Origin of the sequence: Bradyrhizobium sp. 21 (genome assembly GCF_023073335.1) — a bacterium.
Taxonomy (GTDB): Bacteria; Pseudomonadota; Alphaproteobacteria; order Rhizobiales; family Xanthobacteraceae; genus Bradyrhizobium.
Map to the genome: position 1 here is coordinate 421,525 of NZ_JADPJG010000003.1, position 21,629 is coordinate 443,153.

The following is a 21,629-nucleotide window of genomic DNA, read 5'->3' on the forward strand; positions in this document are numbered from 1 at the left end:
CCCTAGAACGGCAGCCCCACGTAATTCTCCGATAGCGACGTCATCGCGGCCTGCGACTGCGTGACGTAGTCGAGCTCGGCGAGCTGGATGCGGGCGCCGATGCTGCCGGTGTCGGGGAATTTGTGCAGCATCGAGGTCATCCACCAGGAGAAACGCACAGCCTTCCAGACCCGCGCAAGCGCCTTGGCGGAATAGGCGTCGATCCCGGCGCTGGATTTCTCGTCGTAGAACTCACGCAGCGCGCTCGACAGATAATGCGCATCGCTGGCCGCGAGGTTCAGCCCCTTGGCGCCGGTCGGCGGCACGATGTGGGCGGCATCGCCGCACAGGAACATCTTGCCGAAGCGCATCGGCTCGGCGACGAAGCTGCGCAGGGGCGCGATGCTCTTCTCGATCGAGGGTCCCGTGACCAGGCTGTCCGCGGCCTCCTGGTCGAGCCGGCTCTTCAGTTCGTCCCAGAAGCGGTCGTCCGGCCATTGGTCGACATGGTCGTCGAGCGCACACTGAACATAGTAACGGCTGCGCCTGGTCGAACGCATGGTGCACAGCGCAAAGCCGCGGGCGTGGTTGGAATAGATCAGCTCGTGGCTGACCGGCGGGGTGTCCGAGAGGATGCCAAGCCAGCCGAACGGGTAGATCCGCTCGAACTCCTCGATCGCCGAAGCCGGAACGCTGGCGCGGCTGACGCCGTGAAAGCCGTCGCAGCCGGCGATGAAATCGCAATCGATCTCATGGGTAATGCCGTCCTTGACCCAAGTGACGCGCGGGTGACCGCCGTCGAAATCGTGCGGCTGCACGTCCCTGGCTTCGTAGACCGTGGCCAGGCCGGCGGCCTTGCGCGCGTTCATCAGGTCGAGTGTGACCTCGGTCTGGCCGTAGATCATGACCGTCTTGCCGGTCGCGGCCTTCATGTCGATGCGGTGACGGCGGCCGGAAAAGGCCAGCTCGATGCCTTCATGCAGCAGGCCTTCGGCATGCGCCCGCGCGCCCGCACCGATCTGGTCGAGCAGCGCGACGGTTCCCTCCTCCAGGAGGCCGGCACGGATGCGGCCGAGCACATAGTCCGGGCTCTGCCGCTCCAGAATGACATTGTCGATGCCGTAATCGTGCAGCAGTTGCCCAAGCAACAATCCAGCCGGCCCAGCTCCGATGATTGCGACTTTTGTCCGCAATACTTGCTCCTCCCGATCCTGTAGGCTTGCGTCGCGGCTGCCTGTCGCGCCGAGCCGCACACGATAATTATATCATATAACGGTTGGGGTCCATGACGCGGCGGCAGGCCGCGCCAATTCCGGCTTGAACGCGCCGGCCAATTAGATAACATGTTAATTAACGAGACCGGGCCATCGAAGCCCGCCGTCAAAACAGGGAGAGACGCGTGATGAGGAAAGCCTGTCTGGCTTTGCTGCTGGCAGCAAGCGTAAGCCCTGCGTTCGCGCAGGATAAAACCTTCGATTTGAAGATCTCGCACTGGGTGCCGGCCTCGCATCCGCTGCAGAAGTCGCTGGAGGACTGGGCGGCTGCGGTCGAGAAGGATTCCGGCGGCACCATCAAGGGCAAGGTGTTTCCCGCCCAGCAGCTCGGCAAGGCCTTCGACCATTACGACATGGCGCGCGACGGCATCGCCGACGTCACCTATGTCAATCCCGGCTACCAGCCCGGCCGCTTCCCGATCGTCGGCGCCGGCGAATTGCCGTTCCTGATCTCGGACGCCAAGGGCGGCTCGATGGGGCTGGACGCCTGGTATCGCAAATATGCCGAGAAGGAGATGAAGGACGTCAAATACTGCCTGGCCTTCGTCCACTCGCCCTCCTCGTTCCACTCCCGCACCAAGAAGATCGTGATGCCGGAGGACGTGAAGGGCCTGAAGATTCGCCCGGCCCATGCCACCATGGCGAATTTCGTCACCTCGCTCGGCGGCACCAATGTGCAGTCGTCCGCGCCTGAAGTGCGCGACATCATCGAGCGCGGCGTCGCCGACGGCGTCACCTTCCCCTGGGGCTCGCTGGTGCTGTTCGGCATCGACAAGGTGACCAAGTACGACATGGAGGCGCCGCTCTACACCACGACGTTCGTGTTCGTCATGAACAAGGACAAGTACAATGCGATGTCCGACAAGCAGAAGGCCGCGATCGACAAGAACTGCTCGACCGAGATGGCCGGCGTGGTCGGCGAGCACTGGGGCAAGTTCGAGGATGCCGGCGTCGACAAGGTGAAGGCGGAGACCGATCACGAGGTCTACAAGCTGACGCCGGACCAGACCGCCGCCTGGAAGAAGGCCGCCGAACCGCTGGTGAAGACCTGGAGTGACGGGGCGAAAAAGACCGGTGCCGATCCGGACGCCGCACTCGCGGATTTGAAGGCGTCGCTGAAGAAGTACAACGCGCTGGCGGAGTGACGCCGCGGCGCGATCGGTCCTTCCTCCTCCTCTCCCCGTCCTTACGGGGAGAGGGTTGGGGTGAGGGGCTGCTTCGGCAAAGATAGTGACAGATGGACTCGCGGAGAGTCCCCCTCACCCGATTCGAGCAGCGCTCGAATTCGACCTCTCCCCGCAAGCGGGGCGAGGTGAAGTCCGCGGCGAGACCGAGATCAAACAATGACAGCACACGACGGGCCCACCCCATGAAGCGCAGCTGGATGGATCGCGTTATCGATTCGATCGAGTGGATCGCGGCGGCCTTCGTCGGCATCGTCGCGCTCGACATCTTCCTGTCGGTGCTGCTGCGCAACACGCTGAACTACGCGATCCCCGACAGTTTCGACATCGGCCGCATGCTGCTCGGCATTCTGATTTTCTGGGGCATCGCGGCGACCTCCTATCGCGGCACCCACATCACGGTCGATCTGGTCTGGGGCAATGTTGGACCGCGCTATCAGCGCTGGATCGACGTGTTCGCGACCCTGGTGCTGCTGTTCGTCGTCACGGTGCAGACCTGGACGCTGTTCGACAAGGTGCGCGGCACCTACAACGACAACGTCCAGACCTTCGACATGCACATGCCGACCTGGCCGTTCTTCGCGATCGCCTGGATCGGCGACGCCTCCGCCGTGCTGCTGATCGCGATCCGCACCTACCGGCTGATCTTCCATCCGGAAGAGATGCACGACCCCAAGCTGAAGGCGACGGAGTAATCATGAGCACCGATGCCGTCGCCGTAATCGGCTTCGTTTCCCTGTTCGCGCTGATGCTGTTGCGCGTGCCCGTCGGCATGGCCATGGGCCTCGTCGGCGTCTCCGGCTTCACCTATCTCGTCGGCGCGACGCCGGCGCTGAAGCTGGTCGGCCAGACCTCGATGCGCACGGTCACCGACTACACCTTCGGCGTCATCCCGATGTTCTTGCTGATGGGCTCGTTCGTCAGCAATTCCGGCATGAGCCGCGAGTTGTTCCGCGCCGCCAACGGATTTGTCGGGCATCTGCGCGGCGGGCTCGGGATCGCCACGGTCGGCGCCTGCGGCGGCTTTGCCGCGATCTGCGGCTCGTCGGTCGCGACCGCCGCGACTTTCTCCGCAGTCGCCTACCCCGAGATGCGCCGCTTCGGCTATCCGCAGTCCTTTGCCACCGGCGTCATCGCGGCCGGCGGCACGCTGGGCGCGATGCTGCCGCCCTCCACGGTGCTTGCGGTCTACGGTATCATCACCGAGCAGGACATCGGAAAACTGTTCATCGCCGGCATCATTCCGGGCCTGCTGGCGATGACGATGTACATGATCACGATCTTTCTGATCGGATACTTCCGACCGGACTTTTTGCCCAAGGGCAAGGTGCTGCCGTGGCGCGAGCGCTTCGCCGGCTTGAAGGAGATCTGGGCGCCGGTGCTGCTGTTCGTGTTCGTGATCGGCGGCCTCTACGGCCTGCCCTATCTGCCGCGCTTCACGCCGACGGAAGCCGGCGGCGTCGGCGCGGCCGGCGCCTTCATCATCGGCGTGCTGACGGGGCGCCTCGACCGCGAGAAGATTTTGGCGTCGCTGCTCCAGGCCACGCGCACCGCGGCCGCGGTGTTCACCGTACTGATCGGCGCCTTGATCTTCGGCTATTTCCTCACGGTGACGCAGACCCCGCAGAAGGTGACGGAATTCCTCACCGGCCTCGGCCTCGGTCCCTACGGCGTGCTGGCGCTGATCATGGTGATGTATCTGGTGCTCGGCTGCCTGATGGACGCCATGGCGATGATCATCCTGACCGTGCCGATCATCTTTCCCGTCATCACGCATCTCGGCTTCGACCCGATCTGGTTCGGCGTCATCATCGTCATGACGGTCGAGCTCGGCTTGATCCACCCGCCGGTGGGCATGAACGTCTTTGTCATCAAAAGCGTGGTCAAGGACGTCTCGTTCTCCACCATCTTCAAGGGCGTGATCCCGTTCGTGGCGACGGACCTCGTGCGCCTGGTGATTTTGATCGCGTTCCCGCTGCTGGCGACATGGCTGCCGACGCGGATGATGGCGCATTGAGAGGTTGACCAATGACTACACCGGCGCTGGAGACCAAATACGTCTTCACCATCACCGCACGCATCGGTGACGTCGTCACCGCCGGCGAGACCGGCATCGGCATTCGCCGCATCATCCCGATCCTCGGCGGCGAGGTGACGGGCACGATTACCGGCAAGGTGCTGCCGTTCGGCGCCGACTTTCAGACCATCCGCCCGAATGAGCTGATCGATCTCGAAGCCAAATACGCCTTCGAGACCGACGACGGCGCCGTTGTCTACGTCGAGAACAAGGGCATGCGCTTCGGCCCGGTGGAGCTGTTGCAAAAGCTCAAGCGTGGCGAGCCGGTCGATCCGAAGCTGATTTATTTTCGCACCGTGCCCAAGTTCGAGACAGGGCATGAAAACTACCGCTGGCTGATGCAGCACATCTTTGTCGGCTCAGCCGCGCGGCACGCCGACCGGGTGGTGATCGACGTTCATCAGGTGGTGTAAGGGGGCGAGCGGGCTTCCGACACACTCCGCTCGTCGTCCCGGCGAAAGCCGGCTCCTGCCGTGTGCTCTATCGATTGCGACTGGTGGCAGTATCGAACGAGGAGTTTTCGCCAAACTACTCCCTGCGGTTATGGGTCCCGGCCTTCGCCGGGATGACATAGGATCTGGAGCGCCGGCTTCCGCACCTGACCGCTCCTTTCGGCCCCCTTCGCGGGCATCCGAAGGGCTCCGAACCCCGTCTCCTCCTTGACTCCCCCGGAATTCGTTATACAACATAACTATTCTTACAAGGACGCAAATGACACAGGGAAACGCCGAGACCGCTGACGCGGGCGCCTCCGGACTTTTGAGGATCGAGCGGGCCGACCGGGTTTTGACCGTGGGTCTGAACCGGCCGGCCAAGCGCAATGCGCTGAACGACGGCATCATCCTGGAAATCGGCGAGTGTTTTGCGTCCCTGCCCGAGGATATCGGCGCGGTCGTCATCCATGGCATCGGCGACCATTTCTCCAGCGGTCTCGACCTCTCTGAATTGACCGACCATGACGCGACCGGTGGTCTTCTCCATTCTCAAATGTGGCACCGGGTGTTCGACCGCATCCAGTACAGCCGCGTGCCCGTCATTGCGGCGCTGAAGGGCGCCGTGATCGGCGGCGGGCTGGAGCTTGCCTGCGCGGCGCATATCCGCGTCGCCGAGCCCTCGACCTATTTCGCCCTGCCGGAAGGGCAGCGCGGCATCTTCGTCGGCGGCGGCGGCTCGGTTCGGCTGCCGCGGCTGATCGGCGTCGCCAGGATGATGGACATGATGCTGACCGGCCGCGTCTATTCCGCGACCGAAGGCACCTCCTACGGCTTTGCGCAATATGTCACGGAAGCCGGCAACGGCCTCGGCAAGGCGCTGGAGCTTGCGACCAAGGTCGCCTCCAACGCGCCGCTGACGAACTTCGCCGTGCTCCAGGCGCTGCCGATGATCGCGGAGGCCAATCCCCAAACGGGCCTCTTGATGGAATCGCTGATGGCGACCGTCGCGCAGAGCGACAAAGAGGCAAAACGCAGGATCCGCGAGTTCCTCGAACACAAGACCGCAAAGGTGAAGCCAAAATCATGAGCGCGCAGCCGTCCTCTTCCAGCATGGAGCGCGGCGCGAGCACTTCCCCGCTGCGGCCCATTTCGTTCGGCGATCCCGTCGTCAACATCGAGCGGCGCGACGACGGCACGATCTACCTGCGGCCCAAACAGCCGCTCGGCGACTATCCGGTCCGCATTACCGACCGCCTGCATCATTGGGCGAAGACCACGCCCGACCGCGTCTTCATGGCCGAGCGCGAGGGCGGCCGCGGCTGGCGCAAGATCAGCTATTCCGAGCTTCTCGCCGCGAGCCGGCACATCGCCTCAGGCCTGATTGCGCGCGGCCTGTCGGCGGAGCGGCCGGTCATCATCCTCTCCGGCAATTCGATCGACCACGCATTGCTCGCCTTCGGCGCCTACTATGCCGGCATCCCGTTCTGCCCGGTGTCGCCGGCCTATTCGCTGGTGTCGAAGGATTTCGGCAAGCTCTCCTATCTGATGAAGCTGCTGACGCCCGGCCTCGTCTTCGCCGAGGACGCCGACAAGTTTGCCGACGCGCTCGCGGCCAACGTCTCGCTCGGCACCGAGATCGCCGCGTCCTATGGCACCGTGCCGGGCCGCGACGTCACCACGCTCGCCGATCTCATGGCGACCCCGATCCGCGGCGATCTCGACGAGGTTCACGGCAAGATCGGCCCCGACACCATCGCGAAATTCCTGCTGACATCGGGCTCGACCGGCAATCCCAAGGCCGTCATCAACACCCAGCGCATGATCTGCGCCAACCAGGTGATGCTGCGCGAGACGCTCGCCTTTCTCAAGGACGAGCCGCCCGTCATCATCGACTGGCTGCCCTGGAATCACACCTTTGGCGGCAACCACAATATCGGGCTGACGCTCTACAATGGCGGTTCGATGTATCTGGACGCCGGCAAGCCGGTGCCCGGCGGCATCGAGGAGACCGTGCGCAATCTGCAGGAGATTTCGCCGACGGTCTATTTCAACGTCCCCAAGGGCTACGAGTCGCTGCTGCCTTATCTGCGCGACGACCAGGGCCTGCGCGCAAAATTCTTCGACCGGCTGCATGCGATGTTCTTCTCGGGCGCGGCACTGTCGCCCTTCGTCTGGAACAGTCTGGACGAGCTCGCGCTGAAGGAAAAGGGCTACCGCGTACCGATGCTGACCGGCCTTGGCGCAACCGAGACCGCACCGTTCTTCATGTCGGTCAACCCGCGCACCAGCCGCTCCGGTCATGTCGGGCTTCCCGTATCGGGCAATGACGCAAAACTGGTGCCGAACAACGGCAAAATGGAAGTGCGCTGCAAGGGGCCGAACGTGATGCCCGGCTACTGGCGCCAGCCCGACATCACCGCGAAATCGTTCGACGAAGAGGGCTTCTACAAGCTCGGCGATGCGCTCAAGCCCGTCGATCCCGATGATTTCAACGCCGGCTTCGATTTCGACGGCCGCATCGGTGAGGATTTCAAGCTCGGCAGCGGCACGTGGGTCAGCGTCGGGCCCTTGCGCGCGCGCTTCGTTGCGGCCTGCGCACCGCTGGTGCGCGACGTCGTCATCGCCGGCATCAACCGTGACGAGGTCTCCGCACTCGTCGTGCTCGATCTCGACGGCTGTCGGCTGATCAACCCGACGCTGCCGGCCGACGACCTCGTCGTCGCGACACGCGACCGGCTGGTGCGCGAGGCATTTCGCGAACGGCTGACCCGCTTTCTCGGCGAGGCCACCGGCTCCTCGACGCGGATCACGCGCGCGATCCTGATGGACACGCCGCTGTCGATCGACAAGGGCGAAGTCACCGACAAGGGCTCGATCAACCAGCGCGCTGTGCTCGAGCATCGCAGCCTCCTGATCGAGGAGCTCTACGCTGCCAATCCATCCGACCGTGTGATATCGGTCGGCTAAGAAAATCATCGCACCAGGAGAGCGCCATGTTGTTGAAGGATCAGGCAGTCATCGTCACCGGCGGCGCATCGGGGCTGGGCGCAGCGACCGCGCGAAAACTGGCGGCGCAGGGCGCCAAGGTCGCGGTCTTCGACCTCAATGCCAAGCTCGCCGAAACCGTTGCCGCCGAGATCAAGGGCGTGGCCGTGGCTTGCGATGTCTCCGATGCGGCCTCCGCGGAAGCTGCGATCGCGCAGGCGACCAAGGCCCATGGTCCCGCGCGCGTGCTGGTCAATTGCGCCGGCATCGGCGTTGCCAAGCGCGTGGTCGGCCGCGACGGCCCGATGGCCCTCGCCGATTTCGACAAGGTCATCAAGGTCAACCTCATCGGCACCTTCAACATGCTGCGCCTCGCGGCGACCGAGATGTCAAGGCTCGAGCCGCAGGCGACCGGCGAGCGCGGCGTCATCATCAACACGGCCTCCGTCGCCGCCTATGACGGCCAGATCGGGCAGTCGGCCTATTCGGCCTCCAAGGGCGGCATCGTCGGCATGACGCTGCCGATCGCGCGCGAACTCGCGCAGTTCGGTGTGCGGGTGCTGACAATCGCGCCCGGCCTGTTCCTCACCCCGCTGCTCGCCAACCTTCCGCAGGAGGCGCAGGACTCGCTCGCCGCCGCGATCCCCTTCCCGCGCCGGCTCGGCCACGCCGACGAGTTCGCGGCACTGGCCCTGCACATGGTCGAGAATTCGTACCTGAACGGCGAAGTGGTGCGCCTCGACGGCTCGCTTCGCATGGCACCGAAATAGGGCGCGGCATGTTCGTGAACCGGCGCGACGTCCAGATCCAGTGGGGTGACTGCGACCCCGCCAACATCGTCTACTACCCGCGCTATTTCGCGATGTTCGACGATTCGACGTCGACCCTGTTCGAAGTCGCCGGCTTCTCCAAGCAGGATCTGGTCAAAAAATACGGCCTGGTGGGCATTCCCATGGTCGACACGCGCGCCAAGTTCTACATTCCCTCGACTTACGGCGACTGGATCACCATCGAAACGAAGATCGAGAGCATCAAGCGCTCGAGCTTCGAGGTGAAGCACAGCGTCTACAAGGGCGAGGCGCTGGCGATCGAGGGTTTCGAGACCCGTGTCCTCGTCGGCCGCGACCCCGTTAACCCCGACAAACTGAAATCGGCACCGTTCCCTGCGGAAATGGTAGCCAAATTCACCGGAAGTCAGATCGGGAGCTAAATCGCCACATCACCAAAAGAGGGGGCTGAATTACCCCCCGATTTCTGCTTTCAAAGAAACACATAAAGGGAGGAATAGATGAAACGCTTTTACCTGACCGCCGCCGTCGCCGCAGCCGCGCTGGCGCTGCCGGCCCTGCCCGCGCTGGCCCAGACCGCCGAAATCACCATCGGCATCACCACCACCACGACGGGCCCCGGCGCTGCGCTGGGCATTCCCGAGCGCAATGCGCTGGAGTTCGTGCCAAAAGAAATCGGCGGCGTTCCGCTGAAGGTGATCGTGCTCGACGACGGCGGCGACCCCACCACCGCGACCACCAACGCCCGCCGCTTCGTGACCGAATCCAAGGCCGACATCATCATGGGCTCGGCGCTGACGCCGCCGACCATCGCGGTCTCCAACGTCGCCAACGAGGCCGGCATTCCGCATTTCGGCCTGGCGCCGTTCCCGATCACGCCGGAGCGCATGAAGTGGTCGGTGGCGATGCCGCAGCCGATTCCGATCATGGGCAAGGTGCTCTACGAGCACATGAAGTCGAAGGGCGTGAAGACGGTCGGCTATATCGGCTATTCCGACAGCTATGGCGATCTCTGGTTCAACGACTTCAAGGCCCAGGGCGTGCCGATGGGCATGACTTTGGCCGACGAGGAGCGTTTTGCGCGACCCGACACCTCGGTCACCGGACAGGTACTGAAGCTCGTCGCCGCCAATCCCGACGCGATCCTGGTCGGCGCCTCCGGCACCGCGGCCGCACTGCCGCAGACCGAGTTGCGCGAGCGCGGCTATCAGGGCCTGATCTACCAGACCCATGGTGCTGCCAGCATGGACTTCATCCGCATCGCCGGAAAAGCGGCGGAAGGCGTGCTGATGGCCTCCGGCCCGGTGATGGACCCGGAAGATCAGCCGGACGAAGCCGCCACAAAGAAGCCGGGCCTTGCGCTCAACACGGCCTATGAAGGCAAGTACGGCCCCAACAGCCGCAGCCAGTTCGCCGGCCATTCCTATGATGCCTTCGAGATCCTGAAGCGCGTCATTCCGGCGGCGCTGAAGACGGCCAAGCCCGGCACGCCGGAATTCCGCGAAGCGATCCGCCAGGCCTTGCTGTCGGAAAAGGAACTGGCGGCGAGCCAGGGCGTCTACAATTTCACGGAAAAGGACCGCTACGGCCTCGACGACCGTTCGCGCATCCTGCTCACGGTCAAGAACGGCAAATACGCGCTGGTGAAGTAGACGCGGGATAGTTTCGAAATGACGAGAGCCGGCCCAATGGGCCGGCTCTTTTGTTTGTGCAGTTGATCGCAAGCTGCCGCCGCGGTGTCGCTGTGCCCCCCTCTCCCGCTTGCGGGAGAGGGCTGGGGAGAGGGTGCCTCCGCGTTGGGATTATCTCCGCATTACCGAAGCAGTCCCCCAGAGGAGAGAACCCTCACCCGGCGCTTCGCGCCGACCTCTCCCGCAAGCGGGAGAGGTTGCAGCGAGCCTGCGGACGCACCGAATGCTTCAGGCCGCCTGCCGCAGCGGGGTCCAGGCGAACTCCGGATAGTAATTATCCATCATCCGGTCGACATAGGCCGTGAGGTTCGGAAATCCCTCGGCGCGAAGGCGCAAGGACGATTCGAAGAACGGCGTCAGGATCCCGGCAAGCGCACCGAACGCGGTGGCATCGACGCCGCAGGGCTTGTTGCCCATCAGATAGGACTTGTCGCCGAGTTGCACCGAGAGCGCGAACAGCGAACGCACGGCGAGATCGACGTCGTCATCGGGCGCGTGGCGGCCAAGGCCGGAGAGCAGATAGTTCTCGGCGACGCGGAATTGTGCGTCCTCGCGCAGCTTCTCGCGGCTGTGTTCGGGCGCGCCGTCGAAGAAATGCGCAGGCCCCTTGGCGAAGTTGACCGGATCGACCCAGCGCGCCCCGACCAGCGCAAAATAAACGTGATGCTCGATCATGCGCTCGAAGGCCCAGGCCTGCGCGCGCTCGACCAGCGACAGGCCGGCGTCGAAATCGAAGCCATAGCGGCGCTCGATATGGGCGCGGATGAAGGTGGAATCGGCCACCGCCTCGCCACCATCGTCGATGAACGGCAGTTGCCCCTTGGGCGACGCTGGCGGCATCGCACGCTCCTTCCGGTAGGGCAATCCCGCCATCTTGAGCTGCACCTCCGTCTTGGTGACAAAGGGGCTGATTTCCGGCAGGCCGAAGCCGGTGCCAAAGCCGTAAAGCGTGATCATGCGGGCTCTCCTGATGCAGCGAAAGAGTTGACGGAACCTAGCGGCCGACTGCTGCCACCATGGTGGCAGCAGTCGTGATATCTTCTGCGAAACGGGCCCCTCGCCAGGCGCGGCCCATCACATGGCGGACCAGCGCGTTCGCGGCCTGGATCAGCGAGCGTGTCACCACGCTTGCGAGCGCAAACCGGAGGTCGACGGCCATGAGATCGAGCGAGACGAGGCCGCTGAAAGCCCGGATCTGCCACATCTGGGTCCGCCACAGCGGACTGGCCGGGCCGAAATGAGTTGGAATGATCATGGACAAATCCTCTTCAGTCGACGTGTTGTCCCGGTATAGAACTCCCCTGCTGCCAACATCCTGTCAGCAGCCGCGCGACGCCTTGTGAAAAAACCACTGACAAGAGACCAGTCATGAGACGGGCCGACCGGCTGTTTCAAATCATCCAGGTGCTGAGGCGCACGCGTAAACCGCTGACGGCGGATTCCATCGCGGCCGAGCTCGAGACCTCGAAGCGTACGATCTATCGCGATATCGCGACGCTGATCGGCCAGCGCGTGCCGATCCGTGGTGAAGCCGGCATGGGCTACATCCTGGAAAAGGGTTTTGACCTGCCGCCCCTGATGCTGACACCCGACGAGATCGAGGCGGCGGTGCTTGGCGCACAATGGGTCGCCGGCCATGCCGATTCCGCGCTGGCGCGCGCGGCTGAAGATTTGATGGCCAAGATCGCCGATACTGTCCCCGAGCGCCTCCGTCCCTTCGTTCTCGAGCCGGCAAGCCGCGCACGGCCGAGCTGGAACAGGGAGCCGGACCGCCTGGACATGGGGCGCACGCGCACCCAGATCCACGAAGGCAAGAAAATCATGCTGCGCTATCGCGATGAGCAGGGCCGCGCCAGCGAGCGCATGATCTGGCCGATTTCGGTCGGCTATCTCGAAGCCGTGCGCCTGCTCGCGGCCTGGTGCGAGCTGCGCGGCGACTTCCGCAGCTTCCGCACCGATCGCGTGGTCGATGCGAGCTATCTCGACGAGAGATATCCGGAGCGGCGCGACGTGCTGCGCGCCAGATGGCGGCAGAGCCTGGTCTGGGGCCCGCCAAAGGACACGTGAGGATGATGGAAGAGACTTCCCCCGTCGATCTCTCGACCTGCTGCCAGGGTTGCGGCGCCTGCTGCGGCTATTCGGAGAACTGGCCGCGCTTCTCGACCGAGAGCGACGAGGAGCTGGCGGCAATCCCGGAAGCGCTCGTCAATGCGCGTCAATCCGGCATGCGTTGCGAGGGCGATCGTTGCTCGGCGTTGCAGGGAGAGATCGGCAAGGAGACCGCGTGCGGCATCTACGCAATGCGGCCGGAGGTGTGCCGCACATGCATGCCGGGCGACGCCGAATGCGCAATGGCGCGGCGGAAATTCGGGCTGCCGGTAATCGCGGTCGCTTAAGCCGGAACGGCTTCGCTGACGATCTCGTCGTCGATCTCGTCATCCAGCGGTGCGAGCACCGAGAGCGGCTTGGTCGACAGTGTGATCGGCTTGCGGCCTCCCGACAGCGAGGGCGACGATTTCGCCGAGCCTTCGCGCGCGAGCGCGTAGAGCGTCGAGCCGACACGGCCGCCGTTCTCGATCAAGTCCCGCTCGTTACAGCTGCCTGCAATCGCGACCGCCAGCGAGTGCAGATGGCTGCGGCGATAGCAGAACAACGCCAGCATGGCGCGGACGTCCGGAGTAACAGTCTCAACCAGCCTCGGCAGACCGCTTTCATTGGCGCGATACATCTCGCCAAGGAGTTCGTCACGGACCGGGCAGAAATCGCTTTCAAAGGCGTCGCGGCTTGAAAACATTGCAGTTCTCCCTCGTGGGGGAAGATGCAGTGCAATTCTCTAATGAAAGGTTAACCACGCTGCCCGGTAGTCACCCGGGGTCCTTTCGCCCTGACCGCGAATCAGAGGGCCGGACGGGGTCTTCTGTGGCCATCCTTCGAGACGCCCGCCTTCAGCGGGCCCTCAGGATGAGGTCTGTTTCTGCTGAAAGATTCTCAGCCCTCATGGTGAGGAGGCGCGAAGCGCCGTCTCGAACCGTGCCGGCCCGGACAGCCACTCCAGAGGGCCGCCGGCCTCAGTTCGCCGCCATGAAGATCGACAGGCCGAAGCCGGTCAAATGGTGCAGGGCCTGGTCGACGCCGATCAGGGTCCAGAACCAGGGATGCGCAAGGTCGACACCGAAATTGGCCGAGACAAGTCCCTTGGCCCGGTCGATCGTGATGTGGATCATGAAGTCGATCAACGCCACGAACCAGAATTTGGGCGCCACGATCAGGATCAGCGGCAGCGCAACCGCAAGGTGAATCAGGCAGTGCACCAGAAGCGGCAGGGCCCAACCGTGCTTCAGATCCTTGCCCTGCGCCATCCAGGCGGTCTGCAGGACGAAATCGGCGATGATGTGCTTGAAGGTGAGCAACACCATCCAGCCAATGAGCGCTTCGACCGGAACCGCCGATGACAGGGGTGGAAACGACAAAACAGACGCCCTCATTGACGTGACAGGAAGAATTGGAGCGTTCAACGCAACCTCTCCCTGGACCGGTCAAATCGCCGGGACCTGCGATTTATGACATCTCCCGCGGCGGAATGCAGCCGGGGGGAACCGGAAAATCGCCAACTGTGGCTAACTGGTGATAGGATGACCAATCGCCACGGCCGAGTTGAGTAAGGTTATTTTCGGCTCGAAATTTGCTTTCCGTGACCTGCGCGCTATCATTGTCAGTAGAGATATCGTTCTTTTTTCAGACGTTTACGAATTGCAGGGCGCCCGCAGCGATCACATCCGCGAGCCGCCCGCCACCGGAAGAATAAGGCCAGAGTGCTGCCATGAGTAGTGAGGGCCCTACCTCATCGCCGATCGAGCCACTGCCCCGGCGACCCAAGGTGATCAAGACCAATCAGCAGCAGGTCTTCCTCTACGTCGTACTGACCCTGCTGCTGTCGCTTGCCACCGTCTGGGGCGGCCGCGCGCTGGTGCACAATTCGGAGACGCTGACCTTTGCCGTCGGCGCGCCCAACAGCGACGAGGCGCTGTTCGCGGCCAAGCTCGCCGCTGTCCTGAAGAACAACGCCTCGCGCTTCCGGGTCAAGATCGTCAACAACGCCGACAACGCCAAGGCGATCGCCCAGTTCGACCGCAAGCAGGCCGACCTCGCCGTGCTGCGCACCGACGCCAAGGTGCCGTTGCGGGCGCGCACGATCGCGATCCTGGAGCACGATCTGGTGCTCCTGCTCGGTCCCGGCAACAAGAAGATCAAATCGCTTGCCGAGCTGAAGAAGAAAAAAGTCGCGGTCGTCGCCGAGAACGAATCCTCGATCGCCTTCGTGCGCAGCATCCTCGATATTCCCGACGGTCCTGACGCCGCGAAAATCCAGATGGCGCCGCAGGGCGCGACGCTCGACAAGCTGTTTGCGCCGTCTAGTGGCTTTGGCGCTGTGATCGCCATCGTCCACGCCTCCAGAGCGGTGCGGGACAAGGCCTATGAACAGGTCGCCAAGCGCGGCGGTTTCACGCTCAACGCCATCGACGAAGCCAAGGCGCTGGCACGCAAATTCCCCGGCATTTCCAGCGAGACGCTGACCGCGGGCACGCTGTCGGTTTCCCCTGAGATCCCCGACGACGATCTCGACACGATCGGGCTCGAATGGCTGCTGGTCGCACAATCCAGAATGTCGCCGACCGCGGCCGGCGACCTCGCGCGCATCGTCTACGAGAACAAGTCGGCGCTCGGGCTCGACAGCGGCTTCGCCACCAGGATCGAGCCGGCCTCCGTCGAGAAGGACGCCTACGTGATGGCGCATCAGGGAGCCGCCGACTACATCAACGACGACACCAAATCGTTCATGGATAAATACAGCGACCTGATGTATCTGGGCGCCGCCGCGCTCAGCGTGATCGGCTCGATCTTCGCGGCCATTTACGCCAAGATCACCCGGATCGCGCCGGAGAAGGCCGGCGAACTCTCCACCGCCGTCCTCGACGTCGGCGAACGAATCGAGCACGCCCATTCGCTGGATCAGCTCGAATGTCTCCAGGACGAGCTTGAGGGCATTTTGCGAGGCGCCGTCATCGGCTTGCGAGATGGCACGATCAGCACCGACGGGCTCGACACCTTCAAGCTCGGCTATGAATTCGTCCGCGACGAGATCGGCATGCGCCGCGACTACCTCAAGCGCCATGCCGGCGAAGGCGAGAAGGCCACTCAGGACGTGGCTCCTCCCCAGCACGACGAGAGCAATATTGTGGTGGTGAAGACAGCTCAGAGTGCCTGACCTATCGATTTTGTGGCGGCGCCTTGCCGGCATTCCGCGAGTTAGGAGACCGGTTCGGGAACCGTCCCCCTCTGCAACCGTTGCTCTCGACTACAACCGGAGACCACGCCATGCGTGCACTCCTCGTCATCTTCCTGCTGGGAATGCTGGCGGCGGTTGGCTATTTCGCTTATTCCGCGATGGCGGTCGAAGGCGAGCCGATCCCGACGGAAGGCTATGTCGCGCTGGCGCTGGGGGCCGGATTTTCCGTTCTTGTGGGGGTCGGCCTGATGGTGTTGCTGTTCTTCAGCAGCCGTCGCGGCTACGACGAACCACCGCATTTCAGGTAACGGCTCGCGATCAGCTGCTGCACCGAGCCTGCGTGCCCCCTTCGACGATGTTGCGGGCAGCCCGCGCCCGTCGTTGACGGCTTCGGCCCGGGCAGGCACTTTGGCAGCGAGGTTCCAGCCGGGACCGCAAGAGACAAAACCGAGCCGCCTTCCCGCATGTCCAAGCCGCTGATCTCCGCTCTGGCCCAGTTCGCGGCCGCCACGGCCGGCCGCAACATGACCAAGGCGGCCTATGTGGCAGTCGGCGTCGGCGTGCTCGGCATGGTGCTGCTGACGGTCAACCCGGCCTATGAGACGGCGCATCGTTGGGTCGATGCCCTGCTGTGGACCTGCCTCGTCTACTTCGTGTTCGAATGGGTGGTCCGGCTGCGCCACATGGCGCGACAGGGGCGCCTTGCACTCTACATGTCCTCCTCTGCCGGGCTGGTCGATGCCCTCGGCGCGCTCGCCGTACCGGTCGCGCTGATTGTCGGCGTCGAGCCGAAGACGGCCTGGCTGCTCAGCGTGCTCTGGGTGCTGAAGGTGGTGCCCGGCATTCCCGGCCTGCGGCAGCTTCGCCGCGTGCTGGTGCTGGAATCGGGGCCGCTGGTCAGCGTGCTCGTGATCTTCCTGATGGTGGTCTTCCTGGCCTCGGTCGCCGAATATTTCCTGGAGCGGGACGTACAGCCCCAGACCTTCGGCAGCGTGCCGGCCGCGCTGTGGTGGGCCGTCGCAACCTTGACGACCACCGGCTATGGCGATGTCGTGCCAGTGACGCCGCTGGGCCGCATGGTGGCCGCGCTGGTGATGATCTCTGGCCTCGGCGTGTTCGGCCTCTGGACCGGTATTCTGGCGACCGGCTTTGCCGCAGAGACCCGGCGCGACAACTTCCTCAAGACCTGGGAATCCGTCAGCAAGGTACCGTTCTTCGCAGCGCTTGGACCGGCGGCCATCGCCGACGTCACCCACATGCTGCGGACCATGGAGCTGCCGGCGCGCACCATGATCATCCGCAAGGGTGCGCAGGGCGACTGCATGTATTTCATCGCCGCTGGCGAGGTCGAGGTCGACCTGCCCGGCAAGAAGGTGCAGCTCGGCGACGGCGCCTTCTTCGGCGAGATGGCGCTGCTCGGCAACAATTTGCGCGGCGCCAATGTCTCGACCACCAAGGTGTCGCGGCTCCTGGTGCTCGACCTCGTCGACTTTCGCGTGCTGATGGCGCGGCACCCGGATCTCGCCGAGACCATCGATGCCGAGGCCAAGCGCCGCACGCTCGAAAACAGATAAAAGGAGACAAGGATGTCGGACACAGCCGACGCGGCCTCTGGCCCGGTGCTCGAAATCACGGGTGCACGCGCCACCATCCGCCTGAACCGCCCCAAACATCTGAACCGGCTCCAGGCCGAGGATCTCGGCGAGCTGGTAAACTTGTTCGACCGGATCGAGGGCGATTCCGATATCCGTGTGCTGGTGTTGACCGGCACCGGGCGGGCCTTCTCGGCAGGCTATGACCTCAACTCGGTCGCCGAGCGCGCGGTCAGCGCGAACGAGCAGCAGAGCGCGGGCTCCGCCTTCGAAGTGGTGGTCAACCGGCTGGAGGATTTGGGCGTACCGACGATCTGCCGGCTCAACGGTGGCGTCTATGGCGGCTCGACCGACCTCGCGCTCGCCTGCGATTTCCGCATCGGCGTCGACACCGCCGAGATGTTCATGCCGGCGGCGCGGCTCGGGCTGCATTATTACCGCAGTGGCATCAAACGCTACGTGACCCGGCTGGGCGTCGACAATGCGAAGAAGCTGTTTCTCACCGCGCAGAAGATCACCGCGCCGGAGATGCTGCGGATCGGCTACCTCACCGCCATGGTGCCGGAGGAGACGCTCGACGAGGAGGTCGACAAGCTCGCCAACATCCTCGCCGGAAACGCGCCGCAGGCGATGCGCGGCATGAAGCGTGCGATCAACGAATTCGCCCGCGGCGAACTCGACGAGCGCGCCGCCGACCAGCGCCACCGCGACAGCATGCGCGGCGAAGAGATCAAAGAAGGCATCAAGGCGTTCGCCGAGAAGCGAGCGCCGAGGTTTTGACGCTCAGCCTCGCTTCGACCGCATCGCGCGGACCGCGTGAGCCGCGGGTCTCGCGCCAGCGCCTGATAGCGGCTGCTGTCGACGGCGTAGATGGCGATCCGTCCCTCGCCATCGGCATGAACACCCCAGCCGAAGCGCTTGCCGAGGCTTGACGCTCGCATGCACGCCTGCCCGCGGGAGAAGAATGTTGCACGGGCCAGGTTGCGCTCCTTCTTCGAGGCTTTCGCGTCGAGCTCGCGGCCCGCCGCGGACGTCGCGAAGATCACATCGTCGGACGTGTATTTGTAGGGCGCCTTCGCGACCATCGCATATTGCAGGCCCGCCACGGTCGGCTTTCCCGCGCGCAGCGGCGGTTTCTCGCCGGTCCGCGCAGGACAATCTTCAGCGACCTGGATGAAAGTGTCGGCGAGGTTGGTCGTGTGCAGCGGTTTCGTCATTTGTAGCCTGGATCGTTCAACCGCTCGCAGCAGCGGCATGCTGCGCCGCCATCTCATCGTCGGCCGCATTAATGCGCTGGAACGCCGGTCGCGAGGTCATGCGTTCAGCATAGCGGACAAAGACGTCCTTCTTCGGCACAATACCGAACATCATCGTCCAGCTGAAAGCAACGCCCCACAGCACATCCGCGGCCGTCATGCGTTCGCCGAGCAGATACGGCCCCTTCGACAGCTGCGCCTCGAGCGCGCCCAGCATGGTGTCGTAGTCGGCATACGGCGACTGCGTGATCGGCGCCGGCTCGCGCTGCATGAATTTGTCGATCAGGGCCGGCTCGAACGAGGCGCCGTAATAGGCGATCCAGCGCAGGTATGGACCGCGCAGCGGATCGTTCAGTGCGGGCGTCAGCCCGGCCTTTGGGAAGAGATCGGCGAGATAGATGGTGATCGCGACCTGCTCGGTGACCAGCGCCTCGCCGTGACGGATTGCCGGCACCTTGCCGAGCGGATTGATGGCGAGATAGGCCGATTTGCGCTGCTCGCCGGCCTTCATGTTGAGGACATGGAGATCATAGGGCGCGCCCAGTTCCTCCAGCAGCACCCGCGTGCCGGTGGCGCGGCTTTGCGGCGAATAATACAGCGTGATGCGGTGCGGATCGGTCATGGCAGGTCTCCATCTGGCCGGCTGGCGATGGCGTTGTAGCGGACCATACCTGACATCTTGTGTCAGGTATGATTTAGTGAATCATGCGCGCGAGCCGGATGCTGTCGATCCTCACCACCCTCCAGGCCAAGGGGCAGGTCACCGCGCCCGAGCTCGCGGAGGCGTGCGAGGTCTCGGTGCGCATGATCTACCGCGACATCGACGCGCTCGCGGCCTCCGGCGTCCCCGTCTATGCCGACCGCGGCGCGGAAGGCGGCTATCGCCTGCTCGACGGCTATCGCGTGCGGCTGAACGGTCTGTCACAGAGCGAGGCGGGAGCGCTGTTCCTGACCGGATTGCCGGGTCCGGCCGCGGCGCTCGGGCTCGATGCCGCGATGATCGCCGCGCAGAACAAGCTGATGGCGGCGCTGCCCGTCCACCTGCGCCAGGATGCCAGCCGGATGCAGGAGCGCTTTCATCTGGACGCGCCAGGCTGGTTCGGCGAGGCGGAGGATCCAAAGCATCTGCGCACCATTGCCGGCGCAGTGCTGCGCGGGTCGCTTATAAAAATCCGATACCAGAGCTGGCGCGCGGAGAAGCAGCGCCGCCTCGCGCCGCTCGGGCTCGTGCTGAAGGGCGGCAGCTGGTATCTCGCAGGTTTAGTCGACGCCAGCGTGCGCACCTATCGCGTCGCGCGTGTGCTAGACTGCACGGCACTCGACGATCGCTTCGAGCGTCCCGCCGATTTCGACCTCGCCGGCTATTGGCGAGACGCAACGCTGCGCCTCGAAGCCGAGATGCATCCCAATATCGCAATCGTCCGGCTGTCGCCGTTCGGCGTGAAACTGCTCGATGCATTGAGCCAGCCTTACGTCAGGGCGCGCACGCAACTCGACGAGAACCCCGATGCGGATGGCTGGCGCATCGCCAGAGTGCCGACCGGCAAGACCTCATGGCATGCCGCGGCTGAATTGTTGCGGCTCGGGCCCGAGGCCGAAGTGCTGGAGCCGGCCGACCTGCGCGAGAAGATGGCGGAGCTGACGCAGGCGATGGCCGCGCGCTATCGAGCGGCGCGAAAAGCCTGACGGCGGCGCATTCTGCCGCGACCGACGAAACACTCCTGAAACACGATTCCCGCTTCGCGCCGTGAACGCGTTCGCATCTCGGCCCGACCGAAGAAGCAGGGACACAACAACGGCTTCGCGCCACACTGGAGAATGAAGATGTTTCGTAAGCTTGCACTTGGTCTGATCGCCGCCGGCTCGCTCGGTGCTGCCGCTCTCGCGCCCACCGCGGCTTCAGCCCACGGCTTCCATCATCACTGGGGTCCCGGCTGGGGCTTTGGCGGCATCTACGTCAACACCGGCGTCAACAATTGCTACCAGGAGCGCGTCATCCAGACCCGCCACGGCCTGCGCGTACGCGTGGTGAATGTCTGCGCATACGGGATTTACTGATATTTCACCTTCACGACGAAGCTCCGGTCGCCCCGCGACCGGAGCTTCGCGTTGGCTCAAGCGGATTTCTAGAGTTAGCCGATTTGCCGCTGCCGGCGAAACCAGGCCCAGGTCTCGCGCGTCGTTTGAATGTAGCCGCGGCCGCGATAGACGATCTCGCCGTCGACGATCTCGTTCAGCTTCGGCAGCGCGTGAAAGGGGATCGAGGGATAGGCATGGTGCTCGACGTGATAGGGCATGTTCCACGTGAACCATTTGACGATCGCACCGGTGTAGGTCGTGCGGGTGTTCTCGAAAGCGCTGCGGGTGCGCTCGCAGCCGGTGTGCTCGGCATAGAGATAGGGCCGCAGGAAGAATTGCCCGACCAGCACCGGAACGACCCAGACCCAGAGCAGCAGCGCCGACGAGAACCATAACGACAGCACAAGCAGCAGCACATAGAATGCGACATAGGCACGCGCTTCGGTCACGATGGTCGGGCGCCTGTTCTCGGGAATCCAGGGCACGACGACCTTGCCGGTGACGGCGTGGCCGAGCATCAGCCAGAGGCGGCCGGCGACCTGAAGCAGGCCGCTATAGGCGAGCGCGAGCTGCGTGGCGGATTTGGGCTTCACGCCGACGACCAGCTCCGGATCCTTGTCCGGATCCTGGGTGTATCGGTGATGGTCCCAATGGAACAGGCAGTAATATTCGTAGGGCAATCCGATGATGAAGCCCGAGAGATAGCCGACCACGAGGTTGAGCCTGCGGCTTTTGAACGCGGTCTTGTGCGCCGTCTCGTGCACCGCCATGAACAGGAAGGCGACGAAATAGCCCTGCACGGCCACCAGCGGCAGCGCCCAGAGCACGCCGTAGGTCGCGATAACCTTCCAGATCAGCGCGCCGACCAGCATGATCACGCCGTAATGGCAGAGGCTGCGCGTGGCGCCCTGGACATTGGAGCGGGCCGACAATTCGCGCAGCATCGACGGTGACAGCGGCTTCAGGCGGTGACCGGACTCTGAAACGGTTGCGTCAGTCATGA

The 21,629-nt window shown here is 64.1% G+C and carries 24 protein-coding genes and 1 pseudogene; 17 read left to right on the forward strand and 8 right to left on the reverse strand.

The features are described 5' to 3' along the window. Nucleotides 1-2: 2 nt before the first annotated feature. Entirely contained in the window at nt 3-1,172 is a 1,170-nt protein-coding gene (gene pobA, locus IVB31_RS07040) for a 4-hydroxybenzoate 3-monooxygenase (RefSeq protein ID WP_247320218.1), read from the reverse strand. 209 nt (nt 1,173-1,381) lie between these two features. On the opposite strand from pobA, the gene IVB31_RS07045 reads away from it, so the two are divergent. From IVB31_RS07045 to IVB31_RS07085, 9 genes are all read left to right on the forward strand, one after another. Continuing rightward, the gene (locus tag IVB31_RS07045) at nt 1,382-2,398 is read left to right on the forward strand and encodes a TRAP transporter substrate-binding protein (RefSeq protein WP_247320220.1); all 1,017 of its coding nucleotides are present in this window, start codon (nt 1,382-1,384) and stop codon (nt 2,396-2,398) included. Between the two features lie 224 nt (nt 2,399-2,622). Further along, nucleotides 2,623-3,132 carry a TRAP transporter small permease gene (locus IVB31_RS07050; protein WP_247320222.1) on the forward strand — a complete coding sequence of 170 codons (510 nt, stop codon included), beginning with the start codon at nt 2,623-2,625 and terminating at the stop codon, nt 3,130-3,132. A 2-nt stretch (nt 3,133-3,134) separates the two neighbouring features. Next, complete coding sequence (locus IVB31_RS07055) at nt 3,135-4,454, forward strand: TRAP transporter permease (RefSeq protein ID WP_247320224.1); 1,320 nt, start codon at nt 3,135-3,137, stop codon at nt 4,452-4,454. An 11-nt stretch (nt 4,455-4,465) separates the two neighbouring features. Then, a complete protein-coding gene (locus tag IVB31_RS07060; protein ID WP_247320226.1) occupies nt 4,466-4,927 on the forward strand; it encodes a DUF3237 domain-containing protein in 462 nt (153 codons plus the stop codon). Nucleotides 4,928-5,225: 298 nt separating this feature from the next. Continuing rightward, nucleotides 5,226-6,035, forward strand: a complete 810-nt coding sequence (locus tag IVB31_RS07065) for a crotonase/enoyl-CoA hydratase family protein (protein ID WP_247320227.1) — start codon at nt 5,226-5,228, stop codon at nt 6,033-6,035. Beyond that, the gene (locus IVB31_RS07070) at nt 6,032-7,915 is read left to right on the forward strand and encodes a feruloyl-CoA synthase (RefSeq protein WP_247320228.1); all 1,884 of its coding nucleotides are present in this window, start codon (nt 6,032-6,034) and stop codon (nt 7,913-7,915) included. The genes IVB31_RS07065 and IVB31_RS07070 overlap by 4 nt, the downstream gene beginning before the upstream one ends. Nucleotides 7,916-7,941: 26 nt before the next feature. Beyond that, entirely contained in the window at nt 7,942-8,703 is a 762-nt protein-coding gene (locus IVB31_RS07075; RefSeq protein WP_247320229.1) for an SDR family NAD(P)-dependent oxidoreductase, read from the forward strand. Between the two features lie 8 nt (nt 8,704-8,711). Continuing rightward, nucleotides 8,712-9,143: a thioesterase family protein gene (locus IVB31_RS07080; RefSeq protein WP_247320230.1), complete on the forward strand. Its 432-nt coding sequence runs from the start codon at nt 8,712-8,714 to the stop codon at nt 9,141-9,143. Nucleotides 9,144-9,221: 78 nt separating this feature from the next. Further along, nucleotides 9,222-10,373, forward strand: a complete 1,152-nt coding sequence (locus IVB31_RS07085) for an ABC transporter substrate-binding protein (protein WP_247320231.1) — start codon at nt 9,222-9,224, stop codon at nt 10,371-10,373. A gap of 267 nt (nt 10,374-10,640) precedes the next feature. Here the strand turns inward: IVB31_RS07085 and IVB31_RS07090 are convergent, their stop codons facing one another. Both IVB31_RS07090 and IVB31_RS07095 read right to left on the reverse strand, forming a co-directional pair. After that, nucleotides 10,641-11,369: a glutathione S-transferase family protein gene (locus IVB31_RS07090; protein WP_247320232.1), complete on the reverse strand. Its 729-nt coding sequence runs from the start codon at nt 11,367-11,369 to the stop codon at nt 10,641-10,643. A gap of 37 nt (nt 11,370-11,406) precedes the next feature. After that, on the reverse strand, nt 11,407-11,667 hold the full coding sequence (locus IVB31_RS07095) for a hypothetical protein (protein ID WP_247320233.1): 261 nt from the start codon (nt 11,665-11,667) through the stop codon (nt 11,407-11,409). A 113-nt stretch (nt 11,668-11,780) separates the two neighbouring features. On the opposite strand from IVB31_RS07095, the gene IVB31_RS07100 reads away from it, so the two are divergent. Further along, nucleotides 11,781-12,479 (forward strand): YafY family protein, encoded by a 699-nt coding sequence (locus IVB31_RS07100; RefSeq protein WP_247320234.1) that lies wholly within the window; start codon nt 11,781-11,783, stop codon nt 12,477-12,479. Nucleotides 12,480-12,484: 5 nt separating this feature from the next. Next, nucleotides 12,485-12,808 (forward strand): YkgJ family cysteine cluster protein, encoded by a 324-nt coding sequence (locus tag IVB31_RS07105; RefSeq protein ID WP_247320385.1) that lies wholly within the window; start codon nt 12,485-12,487, stop codon nt 12,806-12,808. Here the strand turns inward: IVB31_RS07105 and IVB31_RS07110 are convergent. Then, nucleotides 12,805-13,206, reverse strand: a complete 402-nt coding sequence (locus IVB31_RS07110) for a hypothetical protein (RefSeq protein ID WP_247320235.1) — start codon at nt 13,204-13,206, stop codon at nt 12,805-12,807. The two genes, IVB31_RS07105 and IVB31_RS07110, sit on opposite strands and share 4 nt — an antisense overlap. Nucleotides 13,207-13,480: 274 nt before the next feature. Further along, complete coding sequence (locus IVB31_RS07115) at nt 13,481-13,828, reverse strand: DUF3307 domain-containing protein (protein WP_247320386.1); 348 nt, start codon at nt 13,826-13,828, stop codon at nt 13,481-13,483. A gap of 404 nt (nt 13,829-14,232) precedes the next feature. On the opposite strand from IVB31_RS07115, the gene IVB31_RS07120 reads away from it, so the two are divergent. From IVB31_RS07120 to IVB31_RS07135, 4 genes are all read left to right on the forward strand, one after another. Further along, nucleotides 14,233-15,678 carry a TAXI family TRAP transporter solute-binding subunit gene (locus tag IVB31_RS07120; protein WP_249803023.1) on the forward strand — a complete coding sequence of 482 codons (1,446 nt, stop codon included), beginning with the start codon at nt 14,233-14,235 and terminating at the stop codon, nt 15,676-15,678. A 110-nt stretch (nt 15,679-15,788) separates the two neighbouring features. Then, on the forward strand, nt 15,789-16,007 hold the full coding sequence (locus IVB31_RS07125) for a hypothetical protein (protein WP_247320239.1): 219 nt from the start codon (nt 15,789-15,791) through the stop codon (nt 16,005-16,007). 156 nt (nt 16,008-16,163) lie between these two features. Beyond that, entirely contained in the window at nt 16,164-17,273 is a 1,110-nt protein-coding gene (locus tag IVB31_RS07130) for a cyclic nucleotide-gated ion channel (protein WP_247320241.1), read from the forward strand. 12 nt (nt 17,274-17,285) lie between these two features. After that, nucleotides 17,286-18,071 carry an enoyl-CoA hydratase/isomerase family protein gene (locus IVB31_RS07135; RefSeq protein WP_247320243.1) on the forward strand — a complete coding sequence of 262 codons (786 nt, stop codon included), beginning with the start codon at nt 17,286-17,288 and terminating at the stop codon, nt 18,069-18,071. 89 nt (nt 18,072-18,160) lie between these two features. Here IVB31_RS07135 and IVB31_RS07140 read toward each other — a convergent pair. Together IVB31_RS07140 and IVB31_RS07145 are read right to left on the reverse strand one after the other, a co-directional pair. Further along, a pseudogene (locus IVB31_RS07140) lies at nt 18,161-18,577 on the reverse strand (DUF6157 family protein); the annotation flags it as partial. After that, nucleotides 18,525-19,169, reverse strand: a complete 645-nt coding sequence (locus tag IVB31_RS07145) for a glutathione S-transferase family protein (RefSeq protein WP_247320245.1) — start codon at nt 19,167-19,169, stop codon at nt 18,525-18,527. The pseudogene IVB31_RS07140 and the gene IVB31_RS07145, both read right to left, overlap by 53 nt. 83 nt (nt 19,170-19,252) lie before the next feature. On the opposite strand from IVB31_RS07145, the gene IVB31_RS07150 reads away from it, so the two are divergent. Both IVB31_RS07150 and IVB31_RS07155 read left to right on the forward strand, forming a co-directional pair. Continuing rightward, entirely contained in the window at nt 19,253-20,233 is a 981-nt protein-coding gene (locus IVB31_RS07150) for a YafY family protein (protein WP_247320247.1), read from the forward strand. A 138-nt stretch (nt 20,234-20,371) separates the two neighbouring features. Continuing rightward, complete coding sequence (locus tag IVB31_RS07155; RefSeq protein ID WP_247320249.1) at nt 20,372-20,605, forward strand: hypothetical protein; 234 nt, start codon at nt 20,372-20,374, stop codon at nt 20,603-20,605. Between the two features lie 74 nt (nt 20,606-20,679). Here the strand turns inward: IVB31_RS07155 and IVB31_RS07160 are convergent, their stop codons facing one another. Continuing rightward, complete coding sequence (locus tag IVB31_RS07160) at nt 20,680-21,627, reverse strand: fatty acid desaturase (RefSeq protein WP_247320251.1); 948 nt, start codon at nt 21,625-21,627, stop codon at nt 20,680-20,682. Nucleotides 21,628-21,629 lie beyond the last annotated feature (2 nt).